Here is a 26,571-nt window from a genome sequence, read left to right as displayed (position 1 = left end):
TCAGTCTCCTTCCACGCGCAGCACCGAGACGACGCGCTCGACGACGTCGCTCTCGGCCAGCCGCGCGACGGTGTCGCTCAGGTGCTGTTCGCGTGCTCGGTGGGTGCCGATGACCAGTCGCGCCATCGGGATCGCAGGGGCGGATGCGGCCGCCGGAGCATCCGCGGGGGTAACGGGCGAACCGGGTGCCGGCTCGATGACGGTCTGCTCGACGGTGGCGATCGACACGTGGCCGTCGCTGAGGATCCCCGCGACGGTGGCGAGCACGCCCGGGCGGTCGTCGACTTCGAGCGTGATCTGGTAGCGCGTCGTGACGCGCCCGATCGGCGCGACGGCGAGGTTGGCGCGCGTGGATTCGCCCACGCCCTTGCCCCCGGCGATGTGCCGCCGAGCCGCCGAGACGACATCGCCCAGGACGGCGGAGGCCGTCTGCACTCCCCCGGCGCCGGCGCCGTAGAACATCAGGTCGCCGGCGGCTTCGGCCTGCACGAACACGGCGTTGTTCGCGCCGTGGACGCTCGCGAGCGGGTGGGCGCGGTCGACGAGGGCCGGGTACACGCGCACCGAGATCGATTCGCCCGTGTCGTCGTCGCCGGGCAGGCGCTCGCACACGGCGAGGAGCTTGATGACGTACCCGGCGTGGCGGGCGGCGTCGATCATGTCCTTGTCGATCGCGGTGATGCCCTCGCGGTGCACCTTGTCCAGCGGCACGGTGGTGTGGAAGGCGAGGCTCGCGAGGATCGCGGCCTTCTGCGCGGCGTCGTAGCCTTCGACGTCTGCCGTGGGATCCGCCTCGGCGAAGCCCAGGGCCTGCGCCTGCGCGAGCACGTCGGCGAACTCGGCGCCCTCGGCGTCCATGCGGTCCAGGATGTAGTTCGTCGTGCCGTTGACGATGCCCATGATGCGCTGCACGCGGTCGCCGGCGAGCGAGTCGCGCAGGGGGCGGATGATGGGGATCGCCCCGGCGGCGGCGGCTTCGTAGTAGACCTGCGCCCCGACCTGGTCGGCGGCGTCGAAGATCTCCGGGCCGTGCGTTGCCAGCAGCGCCTTGTTCGCCGTCACGACATCGGCCCCGGCGTTGATCGCCTGGAGCAGGTTCGTGCGCGCGGGCTCGATGCCGCCCATGAGCTCGATCACGATGTCCGAACCCACCAGGAGCGGTTCGGGGTCGGTCGTGAGCAGTTCGCGCGGAAGCTCGACGTCGCGGGTCGCGTCGAGGTCGCGCACGGCGATCCCGACGAGCTCCAGCGTCGCTCCGGCACGGTCGGCGAGTTCGTCGGCATGGCGCAGCAGCAGAGCCGCGACCTGCGAGCCCACGGCGCCGGCTCCCAGGAGAGCGACGCGCAGACGGCGATAGTCGGTCATGCGTTCCCTTCGTTCGGCCCCGCGCCCGTGTCGCGGGCGAGGAGGTCGGCGACGGTCTCCCGTCGGACGAGCACGCGCGCCCGGCCGTCGCGCACGGCGACGACCGGCAGGCGCGGCGTGTAGTTGTAGGTGCCGGCCAGCGAGAAGCAGTAGGCGCCGGTGGCGGGCACGGCCAGCAGGTCGCCCGGCGTGACGTCGCCGGGCAGGTACTCGGCGTCCACGACGACGTCGCCGGATTCGCAGTGGTGCCCCACGACGCGCACGAGCGCAGGGGCGGCGTCGCTGACGCGGGAGGCCAGTCGTGCGGAGTACTGCGCACCGTACAGCGCGGTCCGGGCGTTGTCGCTCATCCCCCCGTCGACGCTGACGTAGAGGCGCTCGAGGTCCGCGGTCACCTGCACCGGCTTGACGGTGCCGACCTCGTACAGCGTGACACCCGCCTGGCCCACGATCGCCCGGCCTGGTTCGAAGGCGAGCTCGGGCAGAGGGATGCCGCGCACCGCGCACTCGTCGGCCACGGCGTCGATGATGCCCACCGCCACCTGCTCGAGGGGACGCGGGTCGTCGGCGGAGGTGTAGGCGATGCCGAAGCCGCCGCCGAGGTTGAGCAGGGGGATGTCGCCGCCGTGGAGCAGCTCGGCGTGGAGGTCGACCAGCCGCGCGGCGGAGGCGATGAAGCCGTCGGCGTCGAAGATCTGCGACCCGATGTGGGCGTGCAGTCCCACGAACCGCAGCCCCGGCAGCTCCCGGATCCGCGCGACGGCGGCCGGGACGTCGTCGAGGGCGAAACCGAACTTCTGGTCCTCGTGGGCGGTGGCCAGGAACGCGTGCGTCTCGGCGTGGACGCCCGTGCGCACCCGCACGAGCACCGACTGGACGGCGTCACGGCGCTCGGCGATGGCCGAGAGCCGCTCGATCTCGATGTCGCTGTCGACGATGACGGTGCCCACACCCACCTCGACGGCACGCTCGAGCGCGGCAGGGGATTTGTTGTTCCCGTGGAACCCCAGCAGGGCCGGCTCGGCGCCGGCGGCGAGGGCGACCTCGAGTTCGCCCGCGCTGCAGACATCCACCCGCAGCCCCTCTTCGGTGACCCACCGCACGACGTCCGTGGTCAGCAGCGCCTTGCCGGCGTAATAGACGCGTGCCCGGCCGCCGTGCGCTGCCGCGGCGTCCCCGAACGCGGTCAGCGCCCGCCGGGCGTGCGCGCGCACCTCCGATTCGTCCATGACGTACAGGGGCGTGCCGTAGTCGGCGGCGAGTTCGCGCGCGGAGACCCCGCCGATGTGCAGTGCACCGTCGTCGTCGCGGCGTGCGGAGTCGGGCCAGATCGCCGGGCTCAGGTCGTTGGCATCCGCCGGCGTGCGCAGGCCATCGGGTACCGGCGAGGCAGAGTGCGAGGCGGACACGGGCAGGACCAATCGGGTGGATGCGGCGGTGCAGTCGGCCGCGGGAGGCAGCGGGTGCCGCGGCGGAGACGATCACACCGGGCAGTGCTTGCAGTCTAGCGGGACGCCCGCGGCGCCTGCGCGGGCGTCACGGGCAGGAGCCGGCGGCGCGCAGGTCGGGATCGATCACGAGGGCGCCGTCGATGTCGAAGCCGGCCACGAGCGTGTCGCCGTCGACCTGCACCGAGGTGAGGGTGAGGGCGGCGGGCAGGTGCTCGGCGATGCACACGTCCCACGTGCGCAGCACCGCGTCGGCCACGCCACCGAACTGCGCGCGCAGGGCGTCGGCGTCCACATCCGTCTCCCCGAGCGTGAACCGCGTCGGAGTCAGGGTGAGGTCGCCCTCGGCGGCGCCGGGCAGCAGCGCCACGCCGATCGGGAAGGCGGCGCCGAACACCGACAGCTCGGTGCCGATCGTGAGGTCGGGGGCGGCGATGCCGAGGGTGTCGGCGGGGAATCCGTCGATCGTGGCGAGGAGGGATCGGAGCTGTTCCTCGTCCAGGCGCACCGTGGCCGTGCCGGGCCCGGCGGCGGCATCGGCGGACAGCGGCACCTCGGTGAGAGCGACGTGCACGTCGCCGGTGACCGGTCCCAGTGCGACGTCGTCGGAGGCCACGGTGATCCGATCCAGCCGGCCCGACAGCAGCTGCGGCAGCACGAGGCCGTCCACCTCGACGTCGACCTCCTGGTCGGCGGGGAGGTCCAGCTGCGTCACGACGATCTGCCGCACGCCGGTCTGCACGGCACCGCGGGCCAGCGCCTCGGCGCCGACGGCCGCCGCCGCGACGAGGGCCAGGACGATCACGAGCGTGACGATCCACGGCCACCTGCGCGACCGGCGCCGCGGCCGCTGCTCTTCCGCCGGGAAGGGCAGCGTCGGCGCCGCGTCGCCCATCGTCACATCCGCTCGGGCGCGCTGACCCCGAGCAGGTCGAGCCCGTTGCGCAGCACCTGACCGGTGGCGTCGTTGAGCCACAGGCGCGTGCGGTGCACCGCCTCCACCGGCTGGTCGCCGAGGGGGATGACGCGGCAGTTGTCGTACCACCGGTGGTACAGGCCGGCGAGCTCCTCGAGGTAGCGGGCCACGCGGTGCGGCTCGCGCACCTCGGCGGCGAAGGCGACGGTGCGCGGGAACTCCTGCAGCGCGCCCAGCAGCGCCGACTCCGTCTCGTGCACGAGCAGCTCGGGCGCGAACTCCGAGCGGTCAACGCCCGAGTCGGCGGCGTTGCGCGCGACGTTGTGCGTGCGCGCATGCGCGTACTGCACGTAGAACACCGGGTTGTCGTTCGTCCGCTTCTGCAGGATCTCGGGGTCCAGCGTGAGCGGTGAGTCGGCGGGGTAGCGCCCCAGCGAATACCGCAGGGCGTCGGTGCCCAGCCACTCGCGCAGGTCGTCGAGCTCGATGATGTTGCCGGCGCGCTTGGACAAGCGCGCGCCGTTGATCGAGACGAGCTGGCCGATCAGCACCTCGATGTCCGCGTCGGGATCGTCTCCGGCGGCACCGGCGAGCGCCTTGAGACGGTGCACGTAGCCGTGATGGTCGGCCCCCAGGAGGTAGATCTTGTGCGCGAAGCCGCGGTCGCCCTTGTTGAGGTAGTACGCCGCGTCGGCGGCGAAATAGGTGTACACCCCGTTGGCCCGGCGGATGACGCGATCTTTGTCGTCGCCGAAGTCGGTCGTGCGCACCCACACCGCGCCGTCCTGGTCGAACACGTGCCCCTGCGCGCGCAGGCGGTCCACGGCCTCGTCGACGAGGCTCGGCCCGCCGCTGGGCGGTGCGGCGTGCAGCTCGCGCTCGGAGAACCAGACGTCGAAGTGCACGTTGAACGCCTCCAGCGAGGCCTGGATCTCACCGAGCTGGAATCGGTAGGCGAGGTCGCGCGCGAGGACCAGCTGCTCGTCGGCGGGAAGCTCGGCGAGGTCGGGTCGCGCCGCGAGCACGCGGCGGCCGAGCTCATCGATGTACGCGCCGGCGTATCCGTCCTCCGGCGTGGGGGCGCCCAGCGCCGCAGCCAGCACGGATGCGCCGAACCGGTCCATCTGTGCGCCGGCGTCGTTGATGTAGAACTCCCGCACCAGCGTCGCTCCGCTGGCCAGCAGCAGGCGCGCGATGGCGTCGCCGAGGGCGGCCCAGCGGGTGTGACCGATGTGCAGCGGCCCGGTGGGATTGGCGCTGACGAACTCGAGGTTGATGGTGTTCCCGCGCTGGGAGTCGTTGCTGCCGAAGGCGGCGCCGGCCTCGACGATCGTCTTGGCCAGCGCTCCGGCGGCGGCGGCGTCCAGGCGGATGTTGATGAAGCCGGGGCCGGCCACCTCGACGCTCGCGATGCCCTCGACCGCGGTGAGGGCGTCGGCGACCTCGGCTGCCAGTTCCCGGGGGTTGGCGCCGGTCTTCTTGGCGAGCTTGAGGGCGGCGTTGGAGGCCCAGTCGCCGTGATCGCGGTTCTTGGGCCGTTCCAGGGGCAGGTCGGCGGCGGTGAGCCCGGCGCTGGATCCTTCGCGTCGCGCCTCCGCGATGGGCGTCAGGACGGCGAGCAGGGCGGCGGAGAGGGCATCAGGATCCATAGCCATCTCATCCTAGGGTCGCGCGCCGTGAGGCCACCGAGAGCGGGCCGGGCCGCGGGGGCGGAGCGAGCGGTCCGCCGGTCCCCCGACGGCGGACCGCTCATTTCCCCCTCGATCACGAGGACCGATGACGAAAGGCTGTCAGGGCACCCGCAACGCCAGCGCAAGACCAGCGCAAGAGTTCTTCAAGAATCCCCCGGCACGCGCGTCGGCGCGTCAGGCGATCGACACCAGGGCGACGTGATCGTCGGGCTCGGCGGCGTCGGTGGATGCTTCGGCGGTGACGGTCATCCGCTCGAGGACGACGTTGCCGCCGTGGTAGCTGAGGAACGCGCAGTCCGCGGCATCCCGGCCCGTGGCGATGCGCACGAGCGAACGCCGGTCGGCCAGCCGGGTCGCGTCCACGACATACCAGGCGCCGTCGACGAACGCCTCCGCGACGGCGTGGAAGTCCATCGGCTCCAGCCCCGGCGCATAGCAGGCGGCATACCTGGCCGGAACGTCCATCGCCCGCAGCAGCGCGATCACTGCGTGCGCGTAGTCGCGGCACACGCCCTGACCCGTCTGCAGCGTCGTGACGGCGCTGTCGGTGCCCAGACTCAGCCCCGGCGTGTACGTGACGGCCGCCGACACGAATGCGGACACCGCCTGCACGAGCGCGACGCCCGCCAGCCCGCGGAACTGCCGGCGCGCCTGCGCGAACAGCTCGTCGGACTGGCAGTACCTGCTCGGCCGCAGATAGGTGATGTTCTCCAGCGCATCGTCGCCGCGCGGCGACGCGCGCCCCGTCACCGTCGCGGAGTACCGCACGTGAAGGGGTCCGGCCTCCGCCGTGAAGCGGTGCAGGCGGCTGCCGGCGCCGTCCACCAGCTCGGCGGCGGTGTACTGCCGGTCGCCCTGCGTGAACGCGAGGTGCTCGGTCAGCCCGGCGGCTTCGCGGGCGACCGTGATCTGGAAGATCAGGTCCACCGACGCCCCCAGATCGAGGTCGAGTTCGGCGGTCATCAGGCGCGGCACCGAGCAATCCTCGCATGCGGCCGGCAGCCGGCCGCGACACCGGAGGACGCCGCGGCAGGGCCATGCCTCCAGCGGTCGGACGCGTCGCGGCCACGGCGTGGGAATCGTTGCGCTCGGCATGGGCGGCATGGCTTAGGCTCTGCGCGTGAGCACCCCCGTCCCGCGCCGCCCGCGCCGTCCCCGGTGGCCGCTCGCCGTCCTCGCCGTGGCCGTGGCCGCGCTGTGCGCGCTGGCCGCCTGGCGCCCGTGGGCGCCGACCGGCGCGGCCGTGTCGGCCGGCGCGGACGCCGCGTCCGTCGTGGCGCCGGCGGCCCTCGCGCTGCCGGAGGATCCGCGCGTGCTGATCTTCGGCGATTCGTGGACCTACGGCTCGGCCGCATCCGACCCCACCCTCGGTTACGCGTACGTGCTGGGCCACGCCCTCGGGTGGGACACGGTCGTTGACGGCGTGCGCGGCAGCGGCTACCTCAAGCCCGGATGGGACGGCGGTTCGTTCGGCGAGCGCATCGCCGCACTGGACCCGGCGCTGGCTCCGGACCTCGTGATCCTGCAGGGTTCGATCAACGACCGACGCCTCCCCGCCGACGGATACCGGGACGCCGTCTCGGCCGGCTGGGACGCGCTGGCCGCACGGTTCCCCGCCGCCGTCATCGTGATCCTCGGGCCGGCGCCGCAGGTCCTGCCCGTGGAGGCGGCGACCGCCCGCATCGATGCCGATCTGTCCGCCCTCGCCGCCGCGCGCGGCTGGTGGTACATCTCCCCCATCGCCGAGGAGTGGGTCACACCGGCGAACTACCCGTCCGTCATCGACACCGGCGAGATCGGCCGCGATCACCCCTCGACGGCAGGACACGCGTACCTCGCCGAACGCGTGGCGAACGCTCTGACCGCGATGACCACGCCGGCCGACGTCGTCGCCGACGCGCCGGCGGATTCGACCTCCGACGGGGTGCTGGAGCCGGTCGGCCGCTGAGGGCGCGTCAGCCAGACTGCTGCATCCGGATCATGTTCCCGGCAGGGTCGCGGAACGCGCAGTCACGCAGCCCGTACGGCTGATCCGTGGGCTCCTGCACGACCTCAGCGCCGGCCTGCTCGAGCGCGGCGAAGGTCGCGTCCAGGTCGAAAGTGGCCAGGTTCACCCCGAAATAGCTGCCCTTGGCGACCAGTTCGAGCAGCAGGCGCTGCTCCTCGTCGGTGAGGCCGGGCGCGGCGGTGGGCGGTTGCAGGACGATGGCGGTGTCGGGCTGCCCGGCCGGCCCGACGGTGATCCACCGCATCCCGCCGTAGCCGACGTCGCCGCGGACGTCGAACCCGAGGACGTCGCGGTAGAACGCCAGGGAAGCATCGGGATCGGTGTGCGGAAGGAAAGAGGAGTGGATGGTGATGTCCATGCGCCTCACGCTACGGCCGAGGCCGCCCGCGCCGCTTCTCGATTCCTGACCGGTCTGGTGGCCTGCTTGGCCGTGCACGCGGGCATGCCGGCCGTCGCCCCCGCCGCCTGATCGCGGTAGAGGCTGGGCGGCATGCCCACGAGTTCGCTGAAGCGCGTGCTGAATGAGCCCAGGGAGGAGCAGCCCACCGCGAAGCACACCTCGGTGACGCTGAGGTCTCCGCGGCGCAGGAGTGCCATCGCTCGCTCGATCCGGCGGGTCATCAGGTACGCGTACGGCGACTCCCCGAACGCCGCCCGGAACGCGCGGCTCAGATGACCCGCCGACATGTGCACGTCGCGCGCGAGGGCCTCGACGCTCAGCGGCAGCGCGTACTCGCGGTCGATGCGGTCGCGCACGCGGCGGAGGAGCGCAAGGTCACGCGCTCGCTCGGGCGACAGGGCGACGCTCATGAGACCGATCGTGCCAGAGCACGGCGGAAGGCGCGAGGGCTCAGGTCTGCCGGCGGATGTAGCGCATGAGCCACGCGATGACGCCGAGGATCAGGAGCACCGCGCCGATCCACAGGAGGAACTTCACCGCCTGGACGAAGATGCCCAGCAGCAGCAGGACGAGACCGACGAGGACAAGGACGACTGCGACTCCGACCATGCTCCCAGCCTCGCCGGTGCGCGCGCCGGCTCTCCAGGGGTTGACACCCGGCGGCCGAGCAGACAGGTCTACACCCGCGGCCGCCGCCGGGACAACCCCGGAGGCGGGCGCGGCGGCTCCACGTAGCGTCGGGAGAGAGGAGAGGAGACATCATGACGAACAACCCGCTGCCCCCCATCGTCCCGGGCGGGGAGGACTCCGCAGCCCAGGACGCCGACGTGGACGCGACCCGCACGGTCGACGGCGACGAGGTGCTGGATGAGGACGTCAACGACGACCTCGTCAACAGCGCCGACGCCGACGCGATCGCCGCCGACCAGGACGGAGAGAGCGCATGAGCACGCCCGAGGAGGAGCATCCGGCATCGGCTGAGCCGACGACGCCGTCGGGCGAGGAGGCCCCCACCGGCGATGACGCCCCCACCGGTGGCGATGAGGGCACCGAGAACGAACTCCACGCCGACAACGCCGTCGAGGAGGACATGCTGCGCTCGTTCGATCCCGGCGCGCCCTCAGCGTGACCGGTGGCCCGGCGTCACGCCAATCCTGAGACCGTCAGCCCCAGCCACTCCCCCAGGTCGGCGATCTCGGCCCGGACCATCTCGTCCTCCTCCGACTCGAAGGGGAGGAACTCGTGCACGGCGTTGACCTGCAGCACGCCGCCGGCCCGATCCACCTCCGCGTCCAGCATCCCCACGAAACGGTCACCGAGCAGGATCGGATGCGCGAAGTAGCCGTAACGGCGCTGCGGCTTCGGCTTGAACTGTTCGAGCACGTACGCGAATCCGAACACGTCCTTCAGCCTCGGGCGGTCGAACAGCACGCTGTCGTAGGGGTTGAGCAGCGCCACGCGCCCGCCCGCGTCGTCGTCGAGCGCGGCGACGGCCTCCGGGTCGACGCGCCATCCCGTGCGCATTCCTTCGATCACGGCCGGCTCGCCGGCATCGCCGACGCGCGTCCACGGTGACTTCTGCTTGGCCAGACCCGCCGCCTGCAGGCGGCGTTCGTGGCGCAGGTACTCGGCCTCGTCGTCGGCGTACTCGGGCAGATCGGACGGATACACGCGTTCGGCGAGGTCCCACCGGCGGTGCCGGCCCTCCCGTCCGCTGACGGCCACGACGCCCTGGCGCATGAGGAATTCCAGCATGTGCGGCACGGCATTGGTGCCCGACCACCCGTCCGGCGCCCTGCCGACCTGAGCGGTGTCGGGGATCTGCGAGCTCAGCAGGGGCCCTTCCGCGCGCAGCCGCGCGATCACGTCCCTGCGGAAGCGGTCGTTGGCCTCGAGCCACTGCCGGCTGCTCTCGCGCCGTGGCCATTTCCGCATCTCGGGGAGCAGGAGGGGAAGCACGCTGATCGGCCGGAACGTGCCGTCGAACTCGAACAGCAGACGGTCGGACTCGACGGCCTTGTGCAGCTGGCCGGCCTCGTACGGCCACCCGATGCGCGACCACAGCACGGTGTGCTCGCACGGCGCGATCGTCGCGGTGGGGTCGATCCCGATGTACCCGAGCTGCTCGGCCACTTCGACGACGTCGCCGGGCCGCTCGGCATCCAGCAGCTGAGCCCGCACGATGATGCGCCGGGCCTGGTCGATCGTGAGGCGGTGCGTCACGTCCCCGACGCTAGCGCCCGGCCCCTCGCGCCGCGAGGGCTGATCAGAAGCGCGCGGAGAAGGCGCCGTCGGCGTGCAGCAGCTGCCCCGAGACCCATCGGCCCGCGTCGGAGACCAGGAACGCGACCACCTCGGCGATGTCGGGCGGAGTGCCGAGTCTGCCCAGGGGCTGCGCGGCCGTCAGCGCCGCGCGGGTCCCGTCATCCATCCAGCCGGTGTCGATCGGGCCGGGGTTGAGGACGTTCGCCGAGATACCGCGGGGTCCGAGCTCGCGGGCCGCCGAGATCACGATGCGATCCAGCGCACCCTTGGATGCTCCGTACGGGAGGTTGCCGGTCGTGTGGTCGCTGGTGAGAGCCACCACGGCGCCACCGGATTCGGGCACCTGCCGGGCGAAGGCGGCCAGGAGCAGGAGGCTCGCGCGGGCATTGACGGCCACGTGCCGGTCGAAGCTCTCCGCCGTGGTGTCGAGGATCCCCGACTCGACGTCGTGAGCGTGGCTGAGGACCAGCGCGCTGATCGGCCCATGGGCGCGGCTCACCTCTGCCACGAGCGACGGCGGGCCGTCCGAGGTGGCCAGATCGCACGGGACGTCGCCGGAGTCCAGGTCGCTCGTGACGACGTTCCAGCCGTCCGCGCGCAGCCTCGGGGCGATCCCCTCGGCGATGCCGCCGGTGCGGGCGATGCCGGTGATCAGGGCGGTGCGCATCGTGTCATGCTAGCGCCGGCTGCGCGCCCCGGCGGCGCGTGGCCGCGCCGCCGGGGCGTCGCTCAGTAGTCCTCTGGGGCGAGGTCGCCCTCGCCCTCGTCGCCGAGCACGGCGATCTCGGGGTCGAGGCCCTGCGTCTCGGGCTGCTGCCAGTCGGCCACCAGGTCCTCGGCCGGGATCTCGTCCATGTCACCGGGGATCTGGGCGGGGTCGTCCCCCGTCGCCGTGGGCGGGTGGAGGTCCTCCGGCGACGCACCCTCATCCAGCGCGATCGTCGCCTCCCACTCCGCCTGCGCCGGGTCGGCCGCCGCATCCGGGTCGATCGAGGTGTCCCCGTCACGCAACGGCTGGATGCCGGCATCCTCCGTCTCGGCGAAGGAATCGCTATCGGTGTCGCTCATGGTTGCTCCTCTCGGTTGCTTCCATCGAACGATGCCGACGCCGCCGCGGAGGGCCCCTTGACAAACGGAGCGCTTCCCCGCGCGTGTCAACCCCACTGAACAATCGGCCGCGATGATGTCGCATCGAAGGGTCGGCAATCCAGGAATCCGAGAAAGGTCGCCCCATGAACCAGCCCGCCCAGCAGCAGCCGGTGCCCGGATCCGATCAGGTGATGGATCCCAAGCCCGACTACGGTCAGGACAGCTACCGTGGCTCCGGCCGGCTCGAGGGCAAGGTCGCGCTCATCACCGGTGGCGACAGCGGCATCGGGAAGGCGGTGGCCCTCGCCTACGCCCGGGAGGGCGCGGACGTCGCGATCAGCTATCTCAACGAGCATGAGGACGCCGAGGAGGCGAAGAGATTCATCGAGGACGCCGGCCGCAGGGCACTCCTCCTCCCTGGCGACATCTCCGATCCCGCACATTGCCGATCGCTGGTCGCCAAGACGATCGAAGAGCTGGGCGGCCTCGACATCCTCGTCAGCAACGCCGCGTTCCAGATGGATCACCCCAGCCTCGAGGAGGTCTCCGACGAAGAGTGGGACTACACCTGGGCGACCAACGTCAGCGCCTTCTTCCACTTGGTGAAGGCGGCGCTGCCCCACCTCAAGGCCGGGGCATCCATCATCGGGTCGTCGTCTATCCAGTCCGATCAGCCCTCGCCGAACCTGCTGCCCTACGCCGCGACCAAGGCCGCGATCGCGAGCATGGTCGCCTCCCTCGCCCAGATGCTCGGCGAGCGCGGCATCCGTGCCAACAGCGTCGCGCCAGGGCCGGTGTGGACGCCGCTGATCCCCGCCACGATGCCGCCCGATACCGTCGCCAGCTTCGGGGAGCAGACACCCCTGGGTCGCGCCGCGCAGCCGGCCGAGCTCGCGCCGGTGTACGTGCTGCTGGCGTCGGATGAGGCGAGCTATGTCTCCGGTGCCCGCATCGCTGTGACCGGCGGCAAGCCGATCCTGTGAGACCGGGTCGGTGGCGGGTCGTCGAGGTCTCGCCACCGACCCCTTGTTCTTCTCGCGATCCGTCGCCTACCGCGTCCGCGGCGCATCTGCCTCGATGCCGGGCTTGTGCGTCATCTCGTAGATCGCCGCCTGCGTTCGGCGCTGCACATGCAGCTTCGCCAGCAGCGCCGACACGTAGTTCTTGACGGTCTTCTCCGCCAGGCCGAGCTGTTCGCCGATCTGCCGGTTGCTCATCCCCGAAGCGATGAGGCGCAGCACCTGTCGCTCCCGCGTCGTCAGATGCGGGTCGCGGTCGCCGTCGGGCGCCGGAGTCGTCTCGGGCTCGGGCCGGGGTGACACCGCGATGCGCGCGGCGACCTGCTCGCCTCGCGCCACCCGACGGATCACATCGAGCAGGATGCGGGCCTGCACGTCGTCGGGCAGGTATCCGTGGGCTCCGGCGGCCGCCGCATCCCCGCGCACCTCCTCGCGGCCCGGTCGGCCGAGGATGAGGCAGCGGGCGCGGCGATTCTGCGCGCGGATGCTGCGGGCCAGTTCGACGCCGTTGCCATCAGGCAGCACGGCGTCGATGATCACCACATCGGGCAGGCTCACCGCGATCCGGCGGGCGCTCTCGTGCACCGAGCCGGATTCGCCGACGACCACCAGGTCGCGCGCCGCGCCGATGAGATCTCGCAGGCCTCGTCGGAATATCTCGTGGGAATGAATCAGGAAAATCCTGATGAGTATCGATTCTTGGCCGACAACACGTTGCCGGACCACCGCAGGCGCGGTCACCGATTCTCCGAACATGGGGGCACCTCCCGTCCAGGTGCACACACCATAAGCACGTCTGCGGGAATTGCAAGAGGGGCTTGCGCGCGTCGCCTGACAGGGGGCGGATCCGGCGCCGGGACCTTGGACCCTGTGCGGCCTTCTACCCGGGCGATTCACTGGGAGCGACCCCCAGGAGGCGCCATGGATCCGCACGCTGCTCGAAGCCGCTCGGCGGCCTCGTCGCGATCGCGGCCGCCGCGCGCCCGCTCCGCAAAAGCGGCCCTGGTCATGGCGCTTGCAATCGCCGCGATGCTGATCGTCCCCGTTGGCGGAGCGGCCAACGCGTGGATCGAGGACGGTGCGCCGGTCATCGAGTCGCCGGACGGGCCGGACACCGCGATCGAGCTGGCGTCGACCGGCGCGGGCCAGAGGATCAGCGGCGGATATCCGGCCACCGCCGTCGTGCCGGATCCGCAAGCGGACTACCCTGCCGCACCCCCCGCGGGGTATACCGTGCGGAGCGGGTTCGCCGGCGTGCTCAACGTGGCCCGCGTCTCGGATCTGAGCCAAAGGGGGCAGGTGTTCTGCATCAGCGCTCGCACCCCCGCGTACGTCGGTGTCGGGTACGAGTCCGGCTCCTGGAGCGAGTCGGAGGTAGCGAACCTCGGGCAGGTGGCCTACATCCTGAACAACTACTACCCGGCCGTCCCCGGCGCCCCGGCCACGCTGGGCACGCCGAACCAGCGCGCCGCCGCGGTACAGGCGGCGATCTGGTACTTCACCGACGGCTTCGTGCTCGACCCGGCCGACAGCGTCCGTGCCGCCACGGCCGAGATCATCGCCGACGCGCAGGGGAACTCCCCGGCCCCGGAGCCTGAGCTCCCGCTCGCCATCACTCCGGCCTCGAGCTCCGTGGGGGTGGGCTCCCTTGCCGGACCGTTCACCGTCACCGCCGACGCCGCGGCGGTGGCCCTCGCTGTCCCCGCCGGATACGCCATGTACGGCAGTGCGGTCGGGGGCACCCCTCTCCCCAACCCGTACACCACCACCTCGGGCGCACAGGTGTGGGTCGGCAGCGAATCCGGCGCGGCCGATACGACGGTCCTGACCGCGACCGCATCGGTCGCCGTGCCGCGTGGCCGGGTCTACCTCTACGACGGCCTGGCACCGGGCCTCCCGGAGTCCCAGCCTCTCATTCTCGCCGAGACGGCCCAGCTGGAGACGACGGCGACGGCGCAGGCGACCGCCGAGTTCTTCGCCGTGGCCGGCCTCACGATCACCAAGGCCTTCGCCGGTGACGCCGTCGGCCAGCAGGGAGCGATGGAGCTGGTCGTCGACTGCGGCGACGGGGTTCCGCGTTCGACGACCATCCCAGCCGGCGCGTCCACGACTCAGTCGTTCCCGTTCACGGGTATCGGGGTGGGGGCCACGTGCGTCATCACCGAACCGACGACGGGTGCGACCACCGCGGTGGATGTGACCAGCGACGCGCCTCAGCAGGTCGTGATCACCGACACGGGCGCGACGGCGACGATCACCAATACCGTGACACGGCGTGGGGATGTGCCCGGAGTTCTCCCGGCGACGGGCACGGAAACTCCGTTCCCGCTCTTGTGGGGCGGCCTCGCGGGGCTGCTGGGGGGCGCCCTCCTGGTAGCCGCGCGTCTGACGCTCCTCCGCCAACCCGGGAACTCGGCGCGACCGCCTTGGTCGTAGCCGCGCTGGTCCCCCGACACCGACGAAAGGCCTCCCCGTGACCTACTCGCGCCCCCGTCTTCGATCCCGGAACCCCGGCAGACGTCTCCCCGCGTCCGTCCTCTGGGCGACGGCCGCGATGGCCGCGATCGCCGGGGTGGCCGCTCTCACCTTCGTCATCTTCCTCCCCGTCGGGGGGTCTGCCCAAGCGAGGCTCACCGAGGAGTCTCCCATCATCGAATCGCCGGACGGACCGAACACCGATATCGAGGTGACCGGCCTCGGGGCCGGAGCGAGGTTGACGGGAGGGTATCCGGCCACCCCGACGCCGCAGGACCCGACGGCGCCCTACCCCGCTGCACCCCCCGCGGAGTACACCCAGGGCGGCGGCTTCACCGCGCTGATCAACACCGCGAGCGTGACGGATCCGGCACTGACCGCCGAGATGTACTGCATCGACATCCGCGTCGGGACCCTGATCGGCGGCGGTTACGAGAACGGGACGTGGGACGAATCCAACGTCCAGAACCTCGGGTACGTCACCTACATTCTGAACAACTTCTACCCCGCGGTCCCCGGCGCACCGGCGGGTCTGTCCGAAGGCGAACAGGCCGCCGCCGTGCAATCGGCCATCTGGTATTTCACGGACGGCTTCATCCTGAACACAGGCTTGCCGATCCGGGCAGCGACGGCAGGAATCATCGCGGCCGCGCAGCTCAACGGCCCTGTGACCGAGCCTCCTCCCCCGGCGGTGTCCATCACCCCGCCCGCTGCCGCCGCGCCGGTGGGGTCGGCGGCCGGCCCGTTCACCGTGACAACGGACGCCCCGAGCGTGACCCTCTCCGTGCCCGACGGGTACACGATGTACGGTGACGCGGCGGCCACCGCTCCTCTCCCCAACCCCTACCCGACCACCTCGGGGGCCCAGGTGTGGGTGGGCAGCGGAACCGGCGCGGTGGACGAGACGCTGCTGAGCGCTCGAGCGGTCGTGGCCGTCCAGCGCGGGCGGGTGTACCTCTATGACGGTCTGGCACCGGGCGTCGATGAGTTGCAAAAACTCATCCTTGCCGAAACCGCCACGTTGGAGGCCACCGCCCAAGCGCCTGCCCAGTTCGTCGCGGCGGCCAGTCTGACCGTCAACAAGGCTTTCGCGGGGGCCGGAGTGGGCCAACAAGGGGCCAGTCAGCTGACCGTCGATTGCGGTGACGGCGTGGCACGGGTAGCGGACATCCCGCAGGGCGCGTCCACGACCCAGGTCTTCACCTTCCCGGGCATCGCCGTCGGCGCGACCTGCGTCATCGCTGAGCCCGCGACCGGTGCGACGTCCATGGTGGATGTGACGACCGACGCGCCTCAGGAGGTCTTCATCGCCGAGACGGGGGCAACGGCGACGATCACCAACACGGTGACGCGCCGCGCAGAGGTGCCCGGGGTGCTCCCGGCCACGGGAGCGGACACTCCCGCGCCTCTCCTCTGGGCCGGCGCCGGCGGCCTCGTGGTCGGCTCGCTGCTGGTCATCGCCAGCCCGACGCGACGCAGGCGCGCCGCGGCCACCCCGCGGTGACACGGGACTCGGTGACGCGCGACGGAGCGGCTGAGCACCGTCCCGGCGCCCCGCCCTGCACGGGGTGTGGATGTCACGCCGATACGCTGGCAGCGGAGGCATACGCATGAACGGAACGATCCTGGTCGGGATGACCGACTCCCCAGCGGCGCGCGCAGCGGCGGAGTGGGCTGCCCAGCGCGCGTCCGATCGCGGCGATCGGCTGGTGCTGATGTCGGTCGTCGGCGGCGCGCTCGGCGTGGTCGGCGAGGGTGCCGTGCTCGACGATGCCCTCGCGGTCACCCGCGGGCACCTCGAACGCATGGCCGAGGAGCTGGGGGCCGCCGAGGTGCGGGTCACCCGCGGCAAGCCGGTCGAACAGCTGCTCGCCGCATCCGAGAACGCCGACCTCCTGGTCATCGGCAGCGACTACCGGGGAACCGGATCCCGGGTCGCCCGCGGCCCTCACGGCGTCCGGATCGCCGCGGCGGCGTCGTGCCCCGTGGTCGTCGTGCCGCAGTCGGACCTGTCCGGCCGCAGCGGCGTCGTGGTCGGAGTCGACGGATCCGACCTCTCCGAGGCGGCGATCCGATTCGCCGCGGCCGAGGCCGACCGCCAGGGCGAGCCGCTGATCGCCGTCACCGCGTGGATGCCCGTCACCGCGCCCCTGGGCGTCATCACCTACCCCGACGACTACCGCGAGAACGCCCAGCATCTGGCCGAGGAAGCCATGGGGCTCTCGCTCGCGGGCCTCGCGCAGGATTACCCCGACCTCGAGGTGCGCCGCATCGTCGAAGCCGCCGACCCCGCCGCGCTGGTGAACCGGGTGTCGGCGGAGGCGCGCCTTGCCGTCGTGGGCTCCCGCGGACGCGGCGCCGTCGCCCGGTTCCTGCTCGGATCCACCAGCCACGACGTCCTGCTCACGCTCGCCACGGCCACCGCCGTCGTGCGCTGAGCGCGACCGTCCCGCCCGGGCGGTCTCCCAGGCGCCGGCGGATACTGTCGAAGCATGCCTATCTGGTGGGAACGCGTGCGACATCTTCTGTCGATGTCGGAGCTTGACCACTCCGCTCTCCCCGACCTGCGGGAGCTGGCCTCCACGCGCGTGCGGGTGAAGGGCACCCCGTACCGTGTGCACGACCCCGAGCGGAGACTGGCCGGCGACCGGCTCTACGTCCTGCGTCGCGAACCCGCCAACCGCCGCGATCCGTCGGCCATCGCCGTGTACGCGCAGGGCCGGAGCATCGGGTACGTCTCGACCGTGCGTGCCGAGCGAATGGCCCCACTGCTGGACCAGCTGGGCGGGGCGGCGCTGGTCAACGGAGTCGGGGCGGACACCGACAGCATCCGCCTGTGGGTGGATCTTCCGGAAGAGGACGCGCTGCGCGGCTTCGTCCGGTCCTATCCGTCCGTCTGACCGCTCACGCGGGGGGCGCGGATGCGGGCTCCCTCCGCCCGCCACCCATGCCGGCCCGGATTCGCCGGCCGAGGTCTTCCCCCTCGGCCAGGAGATCGGTGGCCGCCCATACGCGGCCGCGCTTGCGGCCCGTGACCTCGCGGATGACGCCGGCCGATACCAGTCTCTCCACCGCCTCATAGGCGCGAGCCCGTCCGGCACCGCCGTACCGCTCGAGCTCGGCGGCACCCATGGCCGGGTGTTCGGCGAAGGCCGCCACGAGCGCCGCCGCCGCGGAGCCCCGCCGCGGTTTGACTGCCGCCCGCCACGCGTCGGGGAGCTCCTTCACGCGCGCCGCGGTGATGCGTGACTCGATGGCGGCCACACGCGCGCAGTTGGCCACCAGGACGATGATCGGCGAAGGGTCGCCGTCCCGGTAGGCCACGAGCGACTCGGCGTACTCCTCCTGCCTCGCCTCCAGGCCGCCGGCCACCGGCACCACGGCGTGGCTGCTCACACCGCGACGCCGCAGGGAGGCCACGAGCAGGGCGCGTCCGATGCGGCCGTTGCCGTCGGCGAACGGGCGGATCGACGCGAACTGAGCGTGCGCGATGGCGGTCTGAACGATGACGGGGACGTCGTCGCGATTGAGGAAAGCGACGAGGTCGTCCAGGAGCGCGGGGACGCGGTCCGGCCGCGGCGGGACATAGGGCGCATCCGAGGGCGATCGTGTCGAGGTCTGGGTGTGACTGATCGGATCGTCTGCGGACCGGGGTCCCGCCTCTGTCCCCATCAGGACGACGTGAGCAGACTGCAGGTCGCCCACGGCGAAAGCCCCGCGCGCGTCGACCCGGTCGAGCAGATGCGCCACGGCGGACGCGGTGGCGACCACGCGCCTGGCACTGTCATCCTCGCCGATGCCGGCGAGCGCCTGGGCGTACTGGCCTTCGTCTGCGCGGATCCCGTCGATGCGCGCCGAGGCAATCGACTCGCATCTGACCATGAACTGCGACAGCGCCCCGCGGGACCCTGCGGCGTGGGCATCCGCTTGCGCGACGGCGATGAGCGCCGCCTCGCACGTTCCGACGGTGCGCAGCGACGGCGCGTAGTCCAGCTCGGCGATGCTCGGCGGGATGGCAGCCCCGTCGCCCTCGAACCGGTGCGCAGGCCAGACTTCCACGGAATCACCGAACGAGTTCACGCTCGCTACTCTCGCATGGTATTCCCGTTTACCGAAGCCAAGCGAGACAACGTGCGCGTGACCACGAGCTCATGAGTCGCGATCGTCACCGTGCTCCATGCGGATCCGGCGGCCCTCCTCGATGTCCTTCTTCTCCTTCTCGGCGGCTTTGTCGCTCTTGCGGGTGTCGCGGGGAGGGAGCTGGATGTCACGCTCGGCCGCCACGCCCGCCTGGAGCTGTCGGCCCCGTTCGAGCTCGGCATCCACCTCGGCGCCGAAGAGGATCGCAAGGTTGGCGATCCACAGCCACAGAAGGAAGATGATCACACCGGCCAGCGACCCGTAGGTGCGGTCGTAGTTGGAGAAGTTCGAGACGTAGAAGAAGAACCCGGCCGTGGCGATGCCCAGCACGACGATCGCGATGATCGCGCCCACGCTGATCCACTGGAACTTGGGCTGCTTGGCGTTGGGGGCTCCGTAGTAGAGGATCGCGAGGGCGAGGACGACGATGATCAGGAGCACCGGCCACTTGGCGATCTGCCACACCGTCAGGGCCACATCCCCCAGCCCGATGGCGCTGCCGAGCGCCTCGGCGATCGGCCCGGAGACCACGAGGATCAAGGCGGCGAGGGTCACGAGGATGACGAGGATGACCGTCAGCAGGAGCTGGATGGGCTTGAGCTTCCAGAAGGGACGCCCCTCCTCGATCTCGTAGATGCGGTTCATCGCCCGGCTGAAAGCGCCCACGTACCCCGAGGCCGACCAGATCGCCAGCACGATTCCGCTGACCAGGGCGAAACCCGCCCCCGGCGCCGAAGCGAGCTGCTCGATCGGTTCGCGCAGGGTGTCGGCCGTCCCGCCGGGAGCGACCTGGTCGACGATCTCGAGGACGGCCTTCGCGGACTCGCCGCCCTGCCCGAACACACCCAGGAGCGAGAAGACGGCGATCAGGCCGGGGAACAGCGCGAGCACCCCGAAGTAGGTCAGCGCGGCGGCGATGTCCAGGCACTGATCGGAGGAGAACTCGCGGACGGACTTGACGAGGACGTACTTCCAGGAGCGCTTGGTGAGTTCAGCGGGCGAATCGGGCTTGGCATCGCTCTCGGGGTCGGGGCGGGATGTGGTCTTCTCCGACATGACGATCCTCTCGGAGTCCGGGGGGGATTCTGACGTATGACAGGTCTACGACGAGCGGGGCCTGTTCGTCGGGTGGGTTGACTCGACGGGGCGCGTGTGCGCGGGGCGCCACCGCCGCTGAAGCCCGTCAGCCGAAGACGTGCAGGCCCAGTTCGTCGCTGAGGCGTTCGCAGGCGATGCGCCCGCGCACGCTCGTGCCCCGCTCGTCCAGCGGGGGGCTGATCACGGCGGCGCCGAGGGTCCGCGGCGCCGACAGCACGATGGCGCCGGAGACGCTGGATTTCGCGGGGATGCCGACGCCGCGCATCCACCGGCCCGATCCGTCGTAGACACCGCACGTGGCCATGACCGACACGACGTCACGAGCCGATTCCTCCGGCAGCACGCGCTCCCCCGTCACCGGGTTCACACCCCCGCACGCCAGCGTCGCCCCCATGACCGCGAGCGCCTCGGCGTCCACGAGGGTCGCGCACGCGCGCGCATACACGGCGACCGCGTCGTCGGCCCCCACCTCCAGCGTGCCCTCGGCGCGCATCAGGTGCGCGAGGGCGTGATTGCGGTCGCCGAGCAGATGCTCGCTGCGCGCGACGTCTTCGTCGACCTCGAGCTCCCGCCCCGCGAACGCCGCGAGGCCGCGCCGGATGCGTTCGTTGCGACCCTCGACATCGCCACCGTCGACGAGAGCCGCCGTCAGCAGCGCACCGGCGTTGACCATCGGGTTGGGCGGACGCCCCGTGCCGCTTTCCAGTTTGATCGCGTCGAACGCCTCGCCGGTCGGTTCGATCCCGATGCGGTGCAGCGCCTCGCCGCCGGTGTCCACCAGCGCGAGCGCGAAGAGGAACGGCTTGACGGCGGACTGGATGCTGAACGGCACATCCGCCTGCGTGCTGCCGCGCACCGTGCCGTCGGGCAGCGCCAGCGCGATCGCGCACAGGTCGGCGTCGGCACCGGCGAGCTCGGGGATGCTGTCATCCACCGTCCCGCCCTCTTCGGCGAGCACCCGGTCGCGGAGCCCCTCGAGGTCGTATCGGGCAGGGTCTGCGGAACGGCTCATCCCTCCAGCGTGCCAGCAGCTCCTGTCCGTCGCCTGCCAGGGGACCTCCCGATCCGCAAGCCCTTCCGCCCGCGGGCACCGCTGCTGTTGGCTGGGATCCGATCGAAGGAGAATCATGACCGACGCCACCCACAGCGACCGTTCCGAGAACAGCGGCTCGCAGCAGGACGATTCACCCGCCGCCGACGACACCGCCGCCCAGACCGGCTCGGAGTCTCCGGAGGAGGGCGCCGCGGCGGAAGAAGCCGCCGCCGATGCCGTCACCGACGGCGACGCGGGTGGCGCGACGAGCATCTGAGCGCACGCGGGGTGCCTGACGCGACGTGCGCGCCGGGCACCCCGCGCTCCGCCGGCACTCGCAGCGCCGACGGCGCGCATCACAGGGTCAGCAGAACCTTGATCGCGCGGCGCTCGTCCATCGCACGGTAGCCCTCCGCCGCATCCGCCAGGGGCAGGGTGAGGTCGAACACGTCGCCGGGGACGATGACGCCGTCCCAGATCAGCTCGACGAGTTCGGGCAGGAAACGGCGCACCGGCGCCGGTCCGCCGTGCAGGTGCACGCTGGCGAAGAACAGCTCGGCGCCGTCGAGGGTCACGTCGTGCGACACGCCCACGTACCCGATGTGGCCGCCGGGCCGGGTGGAGCGGATCGCCTGCTCCATCGACCCCTGCGTGCCCACCGCCTCGATGACGCTGTGGGCGCCCAGGCCGTGGGTCATGTCCTTGATGGCCGCGACACCGGCCTCACCGCGGTCGGCGACGATGTCGGTCGCCCCGAACCTGCGCGCCAGGGCCTGCCGGTCGGCGTGACGCGACATCGCGATGACCCGCTCGGCACCCAGCTGACTGGCGGCGAGGATGCCGAGCAGCCCGACGGCTCCGTCGCCGACGACGGCGACCGTCTTTCCCGGCGCGGCCTCGGCGGCCACCGCGGCGTACCACCCGGTGCCGAGCACATCGGATGCCGCCAGGAGCGAGGGCACCTGCTCCGGGGTCGGCTCTGCCGGGGTCCGGACGAGAGTTCCATCGGCCAGCGGGATGCGGGCGTACTCCGCCTGCGTGCCGATCGCGCCCATCATCACCTGATGCACGCAGCGGGACTGGTATCCGGCACGGCAGATCTCGCACGTGTTGTCGGAGGCGACGAAGGACCCCACGACGTAGTCTCCCGCCGTCAGGTTCCGCACCTCCGCTCCGATCTCCTCGACGACACCGATGTACTCGTGGCCCATCCGCTGGGGAGTCGCGGCGAGCGGCTCGAGCCCGCGGTACGGCCACAGGTCGGACCCGCAGATGCAGGTCGCCGTCACGCGGATGACCGCATCCGTCGGCGCGAGGATCTCCGGTCTGGGCCGCTCCTCCACCCGCACATCGCCGGGCCCGTACATCATCACTGCACGCATGCTGCGCTCCTCATCGTCTGCGGCTCTGGCACCGGCCGCTTCCCCACCCAACCCGCTCGCCACCGCGCGTGCCAGGTCTTGCGCATCCCGCCCGGCATCCACTTCTCCCCCGGGCCGCGGTGCCCGGTGGCGGGATCGGCCCCGCCGACCGGAGCGGTGTACTGCCGGCGCGCAGTGGGTGACCTGCCGCTGCGGGTCAACCCTCTGTCCGCAGCGGGCCTTCGGTGGCACCCTGCTGATGAGGACACGACGAACGGAGTCAGAGAATGAGCAATTCGGCCGATGCGGACGGACAGCGCAACGACGACGACATGCCCGCCGGCGACGAGCTCATCGAGCCCAGCACCGAGAAGGACCCAGGGGAAGAACCCAAGGCCGACAAGCCGCTGGATGCGGAGCCCGATCATGAAGCGGTCGGCATCGGCGTGATCGACGCCCCGCAGACCGACACCGACAGCGGCGCGGAGTAGACGACATCGTCGCGGGAGCGCGCTGGCAGGATCCCGCTTCCCCTTGACCGACCGGCGCGGGCGGGAACGGCCGCGCCGGGTCCACGATGGCGGCATGACCGAGCACTCCCCCGCCCCCGCCGACATCCAGGTCGTGCGGATCGACGAACTGCCCACCTTCGAGGTGACCCCCGGCATCACCGGGCGCCTTCTGCCCGCGACCGACCTGATCCGCGCGTGGGCCTACGACTTCGCTCCCGGGACGCGGTGGCCCACCACGGATCATCACGTGCTCGAGGAGCGCTATTACGTGGCGTCCGGCGAGATCGACGACAACGGCACGACGTATCCGGCGGGAACCTACGTCGTGTTCTCGCCCGGCACCTCGCACCGCCCCGGGTCCACCGCCGGCGGGCGGATGATCGGGCTCAGCGACGCGCGCGACCCCGGCGAGCCCGTCACCGGCTGAGCCGCCCGGCCGCGCGGGCGCGGCAGGATGATGCGCGCGAGCCGCGTCTGATCCGCAGCTATGGCCCGGCTATGGTGAGCCAATGAGCCAGGCCGGAGCGGGGATGCCCCTGCGCGACTACCGCGTCCATCGATACGTCAACGCATTCTGCCCGCAATGCCACGAGGAGGATCCGGACCGCCCGCTGAGCGAGGTCCGGCGGCTGTCGGGGTGGCTCGCCGATCGCGACGGGACGATCTGGCTCGAGCGCGGATGCCCCGATCACGGCCTCATCCGCACGCTCTACGACGAGTCCGCCGAGATCCTCACGTACCTCGAGCAGTGGACGGCGCCGACCAAGGTGCACACCCCCGATCTCGCGGGAAACTTCAAGCCGGTGCCGTCGGCGTACGAGGACGGGCTGCCGCAGATGCAGACCCAGCACACGTGCATCCTGCTGGAAGACCTCACCGACCACTGCAACCTGCGCTGCCCCACGTGCTTCGCGGAGTCCAGCCCCGCCGCATCCTCCATCGCGCCGCTGGCGGAGGTGCTCGCGTCGGTCGACGCACGACTGGCGCGGGAGAACGGCCGGATCGACGTGCTCATGCTCTCCGGCGGCGAACCGACGCTGTACCCGTGGCTCGAGCAGCTGCTCGAGCACCTCGTGGCGCGGCCGGTCGTGCGCATCCTGATCAACTCCAACGGCCTGCGCATCGCCCAGGACGACGCATTCGTGGAGACGCTCAAGAAGCACCGCGAGCGCGTGGAGATCTACCTGCAGTACGACGGCGAATCCGCCGAATCGTCCCGGTTCCACCGGGGAGCCGACATCCGCCGATTCAAGGAGCGCGCGATCCAGCGGCTCTCGGATGCGGGTGTGTTCATGACGCTCACCATGACCGCGACGCTCGGGGTCAACGACGGCGAGATGGGTGACGTCATCCGCCGCGCGATGGCGACGCCCTTCGTCGGCGGCGTCACGATCCAGCCGGTGTTCGGCTCCGGACGCTCCTCCGGCATCGACCCCACCGCGCGCCTCACCCACACGGGGGTGCTCGCCAGGCTCGGTCCGCAGACCGGCGGCGAGGTCACGTGGCGCGACCTCACGGCGCTGCCGTGCAGCCATCCGCACTGCTGCTCGGTGGGGTACCTGCTGAAGGACGACTCCGGCGACTGGAAATCGCTCGTCGGGCTGATCGGCCACGACCAGCTGAAGGGCTTCCTCGACCTCCAGCCCGACATGCTCGCCAACCGCATCGCCGACTCGAACGTGAACAAGGCGATCCGGGAGGTCGTGAAGGGCTCGCTGCTGGACCTGCTGAGCGAGCAGTCGTCGCTGTCGCACCCGTCGATGGCCACCATCTGGCGCGACATCTGCCAGAACTGCGACCTCGGGATCGGCACGCTCGCGACCCTCGCCGCATCCAAGCTCCCCGGTCAGCACGCGCGGCTGCGGAAGATGATGGGTGAGCGCGTGCTGCGCATCACGGTCAAGCCCTTCATGGACATCAACACGATGATCGAAGAGCGCCTCACCCAGTGCTGCGTGCACGTGGCGACCGTCAACGAGACCACCGCCGCCCACCAGTGCGCGCCGTTCTGCGCCGTGCAGGCGTGGGCACCGCTCTCGCGCACCCGCATCTCCACGGCCACCGGCGGTCGCCGGCAGATCCCCGTGAGCGTCGCATGAGCACCGCCGACTTCGGCCACCTCAATCAGCGCGACCCGTCGGTGGCCGACCCCGCTGCGCCGTTCGACCCGCTGCGGCTGTGCGTGTTCACGACCGTCGCCGCGATCGCCGCCCTCCTCGGCCCGATCGTCGTGGCCGTCTTCGCCGGCGTCGCCATCGCCGGGTACACCCGCGCCCGGCGGGCGGGGCTCCTCCGCTCGCGCTGCCGGCTCGGCGACACGCGTCTGGTCCTGGTCTACCTCTGGGTCCTCGAGGTGCTGGCACTGGTGGCCACCCCGTTGTGGGTCATGATGTGGGTGAGATTGCTGAGCTGACCGGTGTTCCCCACTCTTCGCGACCTCATCCCGTGGCTGCCGCCGGTGGACACGCACGCCGTCTTCGTCGCCCTGGGCCTGGGAGCTGCCGGCGTGGTGTTCCTGGTGGAGAGACGCCGCCGCGGGGTGAGCGATCCGCGGGTGGCCTATATCGTCCTCGGGGCACTGATGGGCGCGGCGGTGTTCTCCCGCCTGGGCACGTGGGCCCAGCACCTGGATCCCTCGCGGAACCTGAGCCTCATCGATCAGCTCGCGTACGGCAACGCCTCGATGCTGTCGGCGCTGGTGGGCGCGTGGCTGGGCGTGCACGTGGCCAAGCGCATCGTGCGCTTCCCCGATCGCACCGGCGACCTCTTCGCCCCCGCCGTCGCGCTGGCGATGGTGATCGGGCGCATCGGATGCCTCCTCACCGAGAAGCCCGGAACCCCCACCGGCGGCGGATGGGGCATCGTGCTCGACCCGGCGGCCGCCGCACGGGTGGGGGCCGAGGCCGGGGTGCCGCTGCATCCGAGCTTCGTCTACGAGATCGTCTTCCATGCGGCGGCCTTCGCCCTGCTGTGGTTCTGGCTGCGCCACCGCCCGGTCGCCGCCGGGGAGACGCTCACGCTGTTCATCGCGGCGTACGCGCTCTTCCGTTTCGGTGTGGAGTTCGTGCGCGGCAACGAGGTCGCCTGGCTCGGCCTCACGCGCCCGCAGCTGTTCCTGGCCGTCACCATCCCGCTGCTGCTCGCACGCATCGTGTGGATGGCGCGGCGCGGGACGCTCCGCGAAACCGCCGACCCCGAAACCGAATCAGGAAGGACGACGTCGAATGCCCAGCACGCCTGACGACCCCGAAGAGCCGCCGCGCGACGCGCCGGGCACGCCCGAGGAGCCGGAATCCGCCGATCCCAGTGACGCGGACGCCGTCGCCGGCCCGCCCGCGCCTGCGGTGCCGCCCGCCCCCGCACCGTACGGCACACCACCGCCGCCGCAGTTCGCGCCGCCGCCCGGGGGGCCGCAGCCTGCTCCCGCGCCGCAGCAGCCGCCCGGTGACCGCCGGAGGTTCGGCAGAGGCATCGCGGCGGGCCTCGGCATCGGCTGCGGCGCCTACGTGCTGGGCATCGTGCTGGCCCTCGGCACGCTCGGCGTCGCGAGCACCATCTTCGGCTTCCTATGGCCGTTCATCGCCATCGCCGTCGTCTCCATCGCCCTGATGTTCTCTCCGCGCACCCGCCCCTACGGCACCGGGATGCTCATCATGACGGGCGCGGCATGGCTCATCGTGATCGGCCCGTGCATCGCCCTGCTGGGCGGTTACGGCTGACGACGGACCTGCGGGATTCTGACGGCGGTCGG

The 26,571-nt window shown here is 71.5% G+C and carries 31 protein-coding genes; 15 read left to right on the top strand and 16 right to left on the bottom strand.

From position 1 onward, the window contains the following. From F6J85_RS05360 to F6J85_RS05340, 5 genes are all read right to left on the bottom strand, one after another. Positions 1-1,365 (bottom strand): homoserine dehydrogenase, encoded by a 1,365-nt coding sequence (locus tag F6J85_RS05360; protein WP_150924152.1) that lies wholly within the window; start codon positions 1,363-1,365, stop codon positions 1-3. Next, positions 1,362-2,774, bottom strand: coding sequence for a diaminopimelate decarboxylase (lysA, locus tag F6J85_RS05355; protein WP_191906760.1), 1,413 nt, complete (start codon positions 2,772-2,774; stop codon positions 1,362-1,364). Before lysA ends, F6J85_RS05360 begins: the two co-directional genes overlap by 4 nt. Positions 2,775-2,901: 127 nt before the next feature. Beyond that, positions 2,902-3,708, bottom strand: coding sequence for an LmeA family phospholipid-binding protein (locus F6J85_RS05350; RefSeq protein WP_150924150.1), 807 nt, complete (start codon positions 3,706-3,708; stop codon positions 2,902-2,904). 2 nt (positions 3,709-3,710) lie between these two features. Continuing rightward, positions 3,711-5,378, bottom strand: a complete 1,668-nt coding sequence (gene argS / locus F6J85_RS05345; protein ID WP_150924149.1) for an arginine--tRNA ligase — start codon at positions 5,376-5,378, stop codon at positions 3,711-3,713. Between the two features lie 216 nt (positions 5,379-5,594). Beyond that, positions 5,595-6,395, bottom strand: a complete 801-nt coding sequence (locus F6J85_RS05340) for a transglutaminase-like domain-containing protein (protein ID WP_150924148.1) — start codon at positions 6,393-6,395, stop codon at positions 5,595-5,597. A gap of 145 nt (positions 6,396-6,540) precedes the next feature. On the opposite strand from F6J85_RS05340, the gene F6J85_RS05335 reads away from it, so the two are divergent. Then, positions 6,541-7,368 (top strand): SGNH/GDSL hydrolase family protein, encoded by an 828-nt coding sequence (locus tag F6J85_RS05335; RefSeq protein WP_238707070.1) that lies wholly within the window; start codon positions 6,541-6,543, stop codon positions 7,366-7,368. Positions 7,369-7,375: 7 nt separating this feature from the next. Here F6J85_RS05335 and F6J85_RS05330 read toward each other — a convergent pair whose 3' ends face one another. Genes F6J85_RS05330 through F6J85_RS17655 form a run of 3 tightly spaced genes read right to left on the bottom strand, consistent with a single transcriptional unit; the run spans position 7,376 to position 8,437 of the window. Then, positions 7,376-7,786, bottom strand: a complete 411-nt coding sequence (locus tag F6J85_RS05330; protein WP_150924147.1) for a VOC family protein — start codon at positions 7,784-7,786, stop codon at positions 7,376-7,378. Between the two features lie 5 nt (positions 7,787-7,791). Next, positions 7,792-8,238, bottom strand: a complete 447-nt coding sequence (locus F6J85_RS05325; protein ID WP_150924146.1) for a helix-turn-helix transcriptional regulator — start codon at positions 8,236-8,238, stop codon at positions 7,792-7,794. A gap of 40 nt (positions 8,239-8,278) precedes the next feature. Then, on the bottom strand, positions 8,279-8,437 hold the full coding sequence (locus tag F6J85_RS17655) for a hypothetical protein (protein ID WP_191639994.1): 159 nt from the start codon (positions 8,435-8,437) through the stop codon (positions 8,279-8,281). Between the two features lie 152 nt (positions 8,438-8,589). Between F6J85_RS17655 and F6J85_RS05320 the strand changes: the two genes are divergently transcribed. Together F6J85_RS05320 and F6J85_RS05315 are read left to right on the top strand one after the other, a co-directional pair. Continuing rightward, on the top strand, positions 8,590-8,775 hold the full coding sequence (locus F6J85_RS05320; protein WP_150924145.1) for a hypothetical protein: 186 nt from the start codon (positions 8,590-8,592) through the stop codon (positions 8,773-8,775). Then, entirely contained in the window at positions 8,772-8,957 is a 186-nt protein-coding gene (locus F6J85_RS05315) for a hypothetical protein (protein ID WP_150924144.1), read from the top strand. The genes F6J85_RS05320 and F6J85_RS05315 overlap by 4 nt, the downstream gene beginning before the upstream one ends. 14 nt (positions 8,958-8,971) lie before the next feature. On the opposite strand, the gene F6J85_RS05310 is transcribed toward F6J85_RS05315, so the two are convergent. The 3 genes from F6J85_RS05310 to F6J85_RS05300 form a co-directional block, all read right to left on the bottom strand. Further along, positions 8,972-10,051 carry a DNA glycosylase AlkZ-like family protein gene (locus F6J85_RS05310; protein WP_150924143.1) on the bottom strand — a complete coding sequence of 360 codons (1,080 nt, stop codon included), beginning with the start codon at positions 10,049-10,051 and terminating at the stop codon, positions 8,972-8,974. 43 nt (positions 10,052-10,094) lie between these two features. Beyond that, positions 10,095-10,760 carry an SDR family oxidoreductase gene (locus tag F6J85_RS05305; protein ID WP_150924142.1) on the bottom strand — a complete coding sequence of 222 codons (666 nt, stop codon included), beginning with the start codon at positions 10,758-10,760 and terminating at the stop codon, positions 10,095-10,097. A gap of 62 nt (positions 10,761-10,822) precedes the next feature. Beyond that, positions 10,823-11,161 (bottom strand): sugar ABC transporter ATPase, encoded by a 339-nt coding sequence (locus F6J85_RS05300; protein ID WP_150924141.1) that lies wholly within the window; start codon positions 11,159-11,161, stop codon positions 10,823-10,825. A 164-nt stretch (positions 11,162-11,325) separates the two neighbouring features. Between F6J85_RS05300 and F6J85_RS05295 the strand changes: the two genes are divergently transcribed. Beyond that, entirely contained in the window at positions 11,326-12,165 is an 840-nt protein-coding gene (locus tag F6J85_RS05295) for an SDR family oxidoreductase (RefSeq protein ID WP_150924140.1), read from the top strand. A gap of 66 nt (positions 12,166-12,231) precedes the next feature. Here the strand turns inward: F6J85_RS05295 and F6J85_RS05290 are convergent, their stop codons facing one another. After that, a complete protein-coding gene (locus F6J85_RS05290) occupies positions 12,232-12,942 on the bottom strand; it encodes a LuxR C-terminal-related transcriptional regulator (protein WP_238707069.1) in 711 nt (236 codons plus the stop codon). Between the two features lie 267 nt (positions 12,943-13,209). Between F6J85_RS05290 and F6J85_RS05285 the strand changes: the two genes are divergently transcribed. From F6J85_RS05285 to F6J85_RS05270, 4 genes are all read left to right on the top strand, one after another. Then, positions 13,210-14,637: a thioester domain-containing protein gene (locus F6J85_RS05285; protein WP_150924138.1), complete on the top strand. Its 1,428-nt coding sequence runs from the start codon at positions 13,210-13,212 to the stop codon at positions 14,635-14,637. 118 nt (positions 14,638-14,755) lie between these two features. Beyond that, positions 14,756-16,180, top strand: coding sequence for a thioester domain-containing protein (locus tag F6J85_RS05280; protein WP_150924137.1), 1,425 nt, complete (start codon positions 14,756-14,758; stop codon positions 16,178-16,180). Between the two features lie 70 nt (positions 16,181-16,250). Continuing rightward, positions 16,251-17,114, top strand: coding sequence for a universal stress protein (locus F6J85_RS05275; protein WP_338037103.1), 864 nt, complete (start codon positions 16,251-16,253; stop codon positions 17,112-17,114). 54 nt (positions 17,115-17,168) lie between these two features. Further along, positions 17,169-17,576 (top strand): HIRAN domain-containing protein, encoded by a 408-nt coding sequence (locus tag F6J85_RS05270; RefSeq protein WP_150921320.1) that lies wholly within the window; start codon positions 17,169-17,171, stop codon positions 17,574-17,576. 4 nt (positions 17,577-17,580) lie between these two features. Here the strand turns inward: F6J85_RS05270 and F6J85_RS05265 are convergent, their stop codons facing one another. The 3 genes from F6J85_RS05265 to glsA all read right to left on the bottom strand — a co-directional run bounded on the left by F6J85_RS05265 (position 17,581) and on the right by glsA (position 20,926). Next, complete coding sequence (locus F6J85_RS05265) at positions 17,581-18,756, bottom strand: Fic family protein (protein ID WP_238707067.1); 1,176 nt, start codon at positions 18,754-18,756, stop codon at positions 17,581-17,583. Between the two features lie 69 nt (positions 18,757-18,825). Then, positions 18,826-19,872 (bottom strand): YihY/virulence factor BrkB family protein, encoded by a 1,047-nt coding sequence (locus F6J85_RS05260; RefSeq protein WP_150924135.1) that lies wholly within the window; start codon positions 19,870-19,872, stop codon positions 18,826-18,828. A gap of 127 nt (positions 19,873-19,999) precedes the next feature. After that, positions 20,000-20,926: a glutaminase A gene (gene glsA, locus F6J85_RS05255; protein WP_150924134.1), complete on the bottom strand. Its 927-nt coding sequence runs from the start codon at positions 20,924-20,926 to the stop codon at positions 20,000-20,002. 115 nt (positions 20,927-21,041) lie between these two features. On the opposite strand from glsA, the gene F6J85_RS05250 reads away from it, so the two are divergent. Next, a complete protein-coding gene (locus F6J85_RS05250) occupies positions 21,042-21,224 on the top strand; it encodes a hypothetical protein (RefSeq protein WP_150918464.1) in 183 nt (60 codons plus the stop codon). 79 nt (positions 21,225-21,303) lie between these two features. Here F6J85_RS05250 and F6J85_RS05245 read toward each other — a convergent pair whose 3' ends face one another. Then, complete coding sequence (locus tag F6J85_RS05245) at positions 21,304-22,329, bottom strand: zinc-dependent alcohol dehydrogenase family protein (RefSeq protein ID WP_150924133.1); 1,026 nt, start codon at positions 22,327-22,329, stop codon at positions 21,304-21,306. 266 nt (positions 22,330-22,595) lie between these two features. On the opposite strand from F6J85_RS05245, the gene F6J85_RS05240 reads away from it, so the two are divergent. The 6 genes from F6J85_RS05240 (at position 22,596) to F6J85_RS05215 (ending at position 26,539) form a co-directional block, all read left to right on the top strand. Next, the gene (locus F6J85_RS05240) at positions 22,596-22,799 is read left to right on the top strand and encodes a hypothetical protein (protein WP_150924132.1); all 204 of its coding nucleotides are present in this window, start codon (positions 22,596-22,598) and stop codon (positions 22,797-22,799) included. Positions 22,800-22,893: 94 nt separating this feature from the next. Then, the gene (locus F6J85_RS05235) at positions 22,894-23,247 is read left to right on the top strand and encodes a cupin domain-containing protein (protein ID WP_150924131.1); all 354 of its coding nucleotides are present in this window, start codon (positions 22,894-22,896) and stop codon (positions 23,245-23,247) included. A gap of 82 nt (positions 23,248-23,329) precedes the next feature. After that, on the top strand, positions 23,330-24,919 hold the full coding sequence (locus tag F6J85_RS05230) for a radical SAM protein (RefSeq protein WP_238707066.1): 1,590 nt from the start codon (positions 23,330-23,332) through the stop codon (positions 24,917-24,919). Next, on the top strand, positions 24,916-25,233 hold the full coding sequence (locus F6J85_RS05225; RefSeq protein WP_150924130.1) for a hypothetical protein: 318 nt from the start codon (positions 24,916-24,918) through the stop codon (positions 25,231-25,233). The genes F6J85_RS05230 and F6J85_RS05225 overlap by 4 nt, the downstream gene beginning before the upstream one ends. 3 nt (positions 25,234-25,236) lie before the next feature. After that, positions 25,237-26,061, top strand: coding sequence for a prolipoprotein diacylglyceryl transferase (locus tag F6J85_RS05220; protein ID WP_150924129.1), 825 nt, complete (start codon positions 25,237-25,239; stop codon positions 26,059-26,061). Further along, positions 26,045-26,539 carry a hypothetical protein gene (locus tag F6J85_RS05215; RefSeq protein WP_150924128.1) on the top strand — a complete coding sequence of 165 codons (495 nt, stop codon included), beginning with the start codon at positions 26,045-26,047 and terminating at the stop codon, positions 26,537-26,539. Before F6J85_RS05220 ends, F6J85_RS05215 begins: the two co-directional genes overlap by 17 nt. Positions 26,540-26,571 lie beyond the last annotated feature (32 nt).

Origin of the sequence: Microbacterium lushaniae, from assembly GCF_008727775.1 — a bacterium.
Lineage (GTDB): Bacteria > Actinomycetota > Actinomycetes > Actinomycetales > Microbacteriaceae > Microbacterium > Microbacterium lushaniae.
This window is presented reverse-complemented; position numbering and strand designations above follow the sequence as displayed.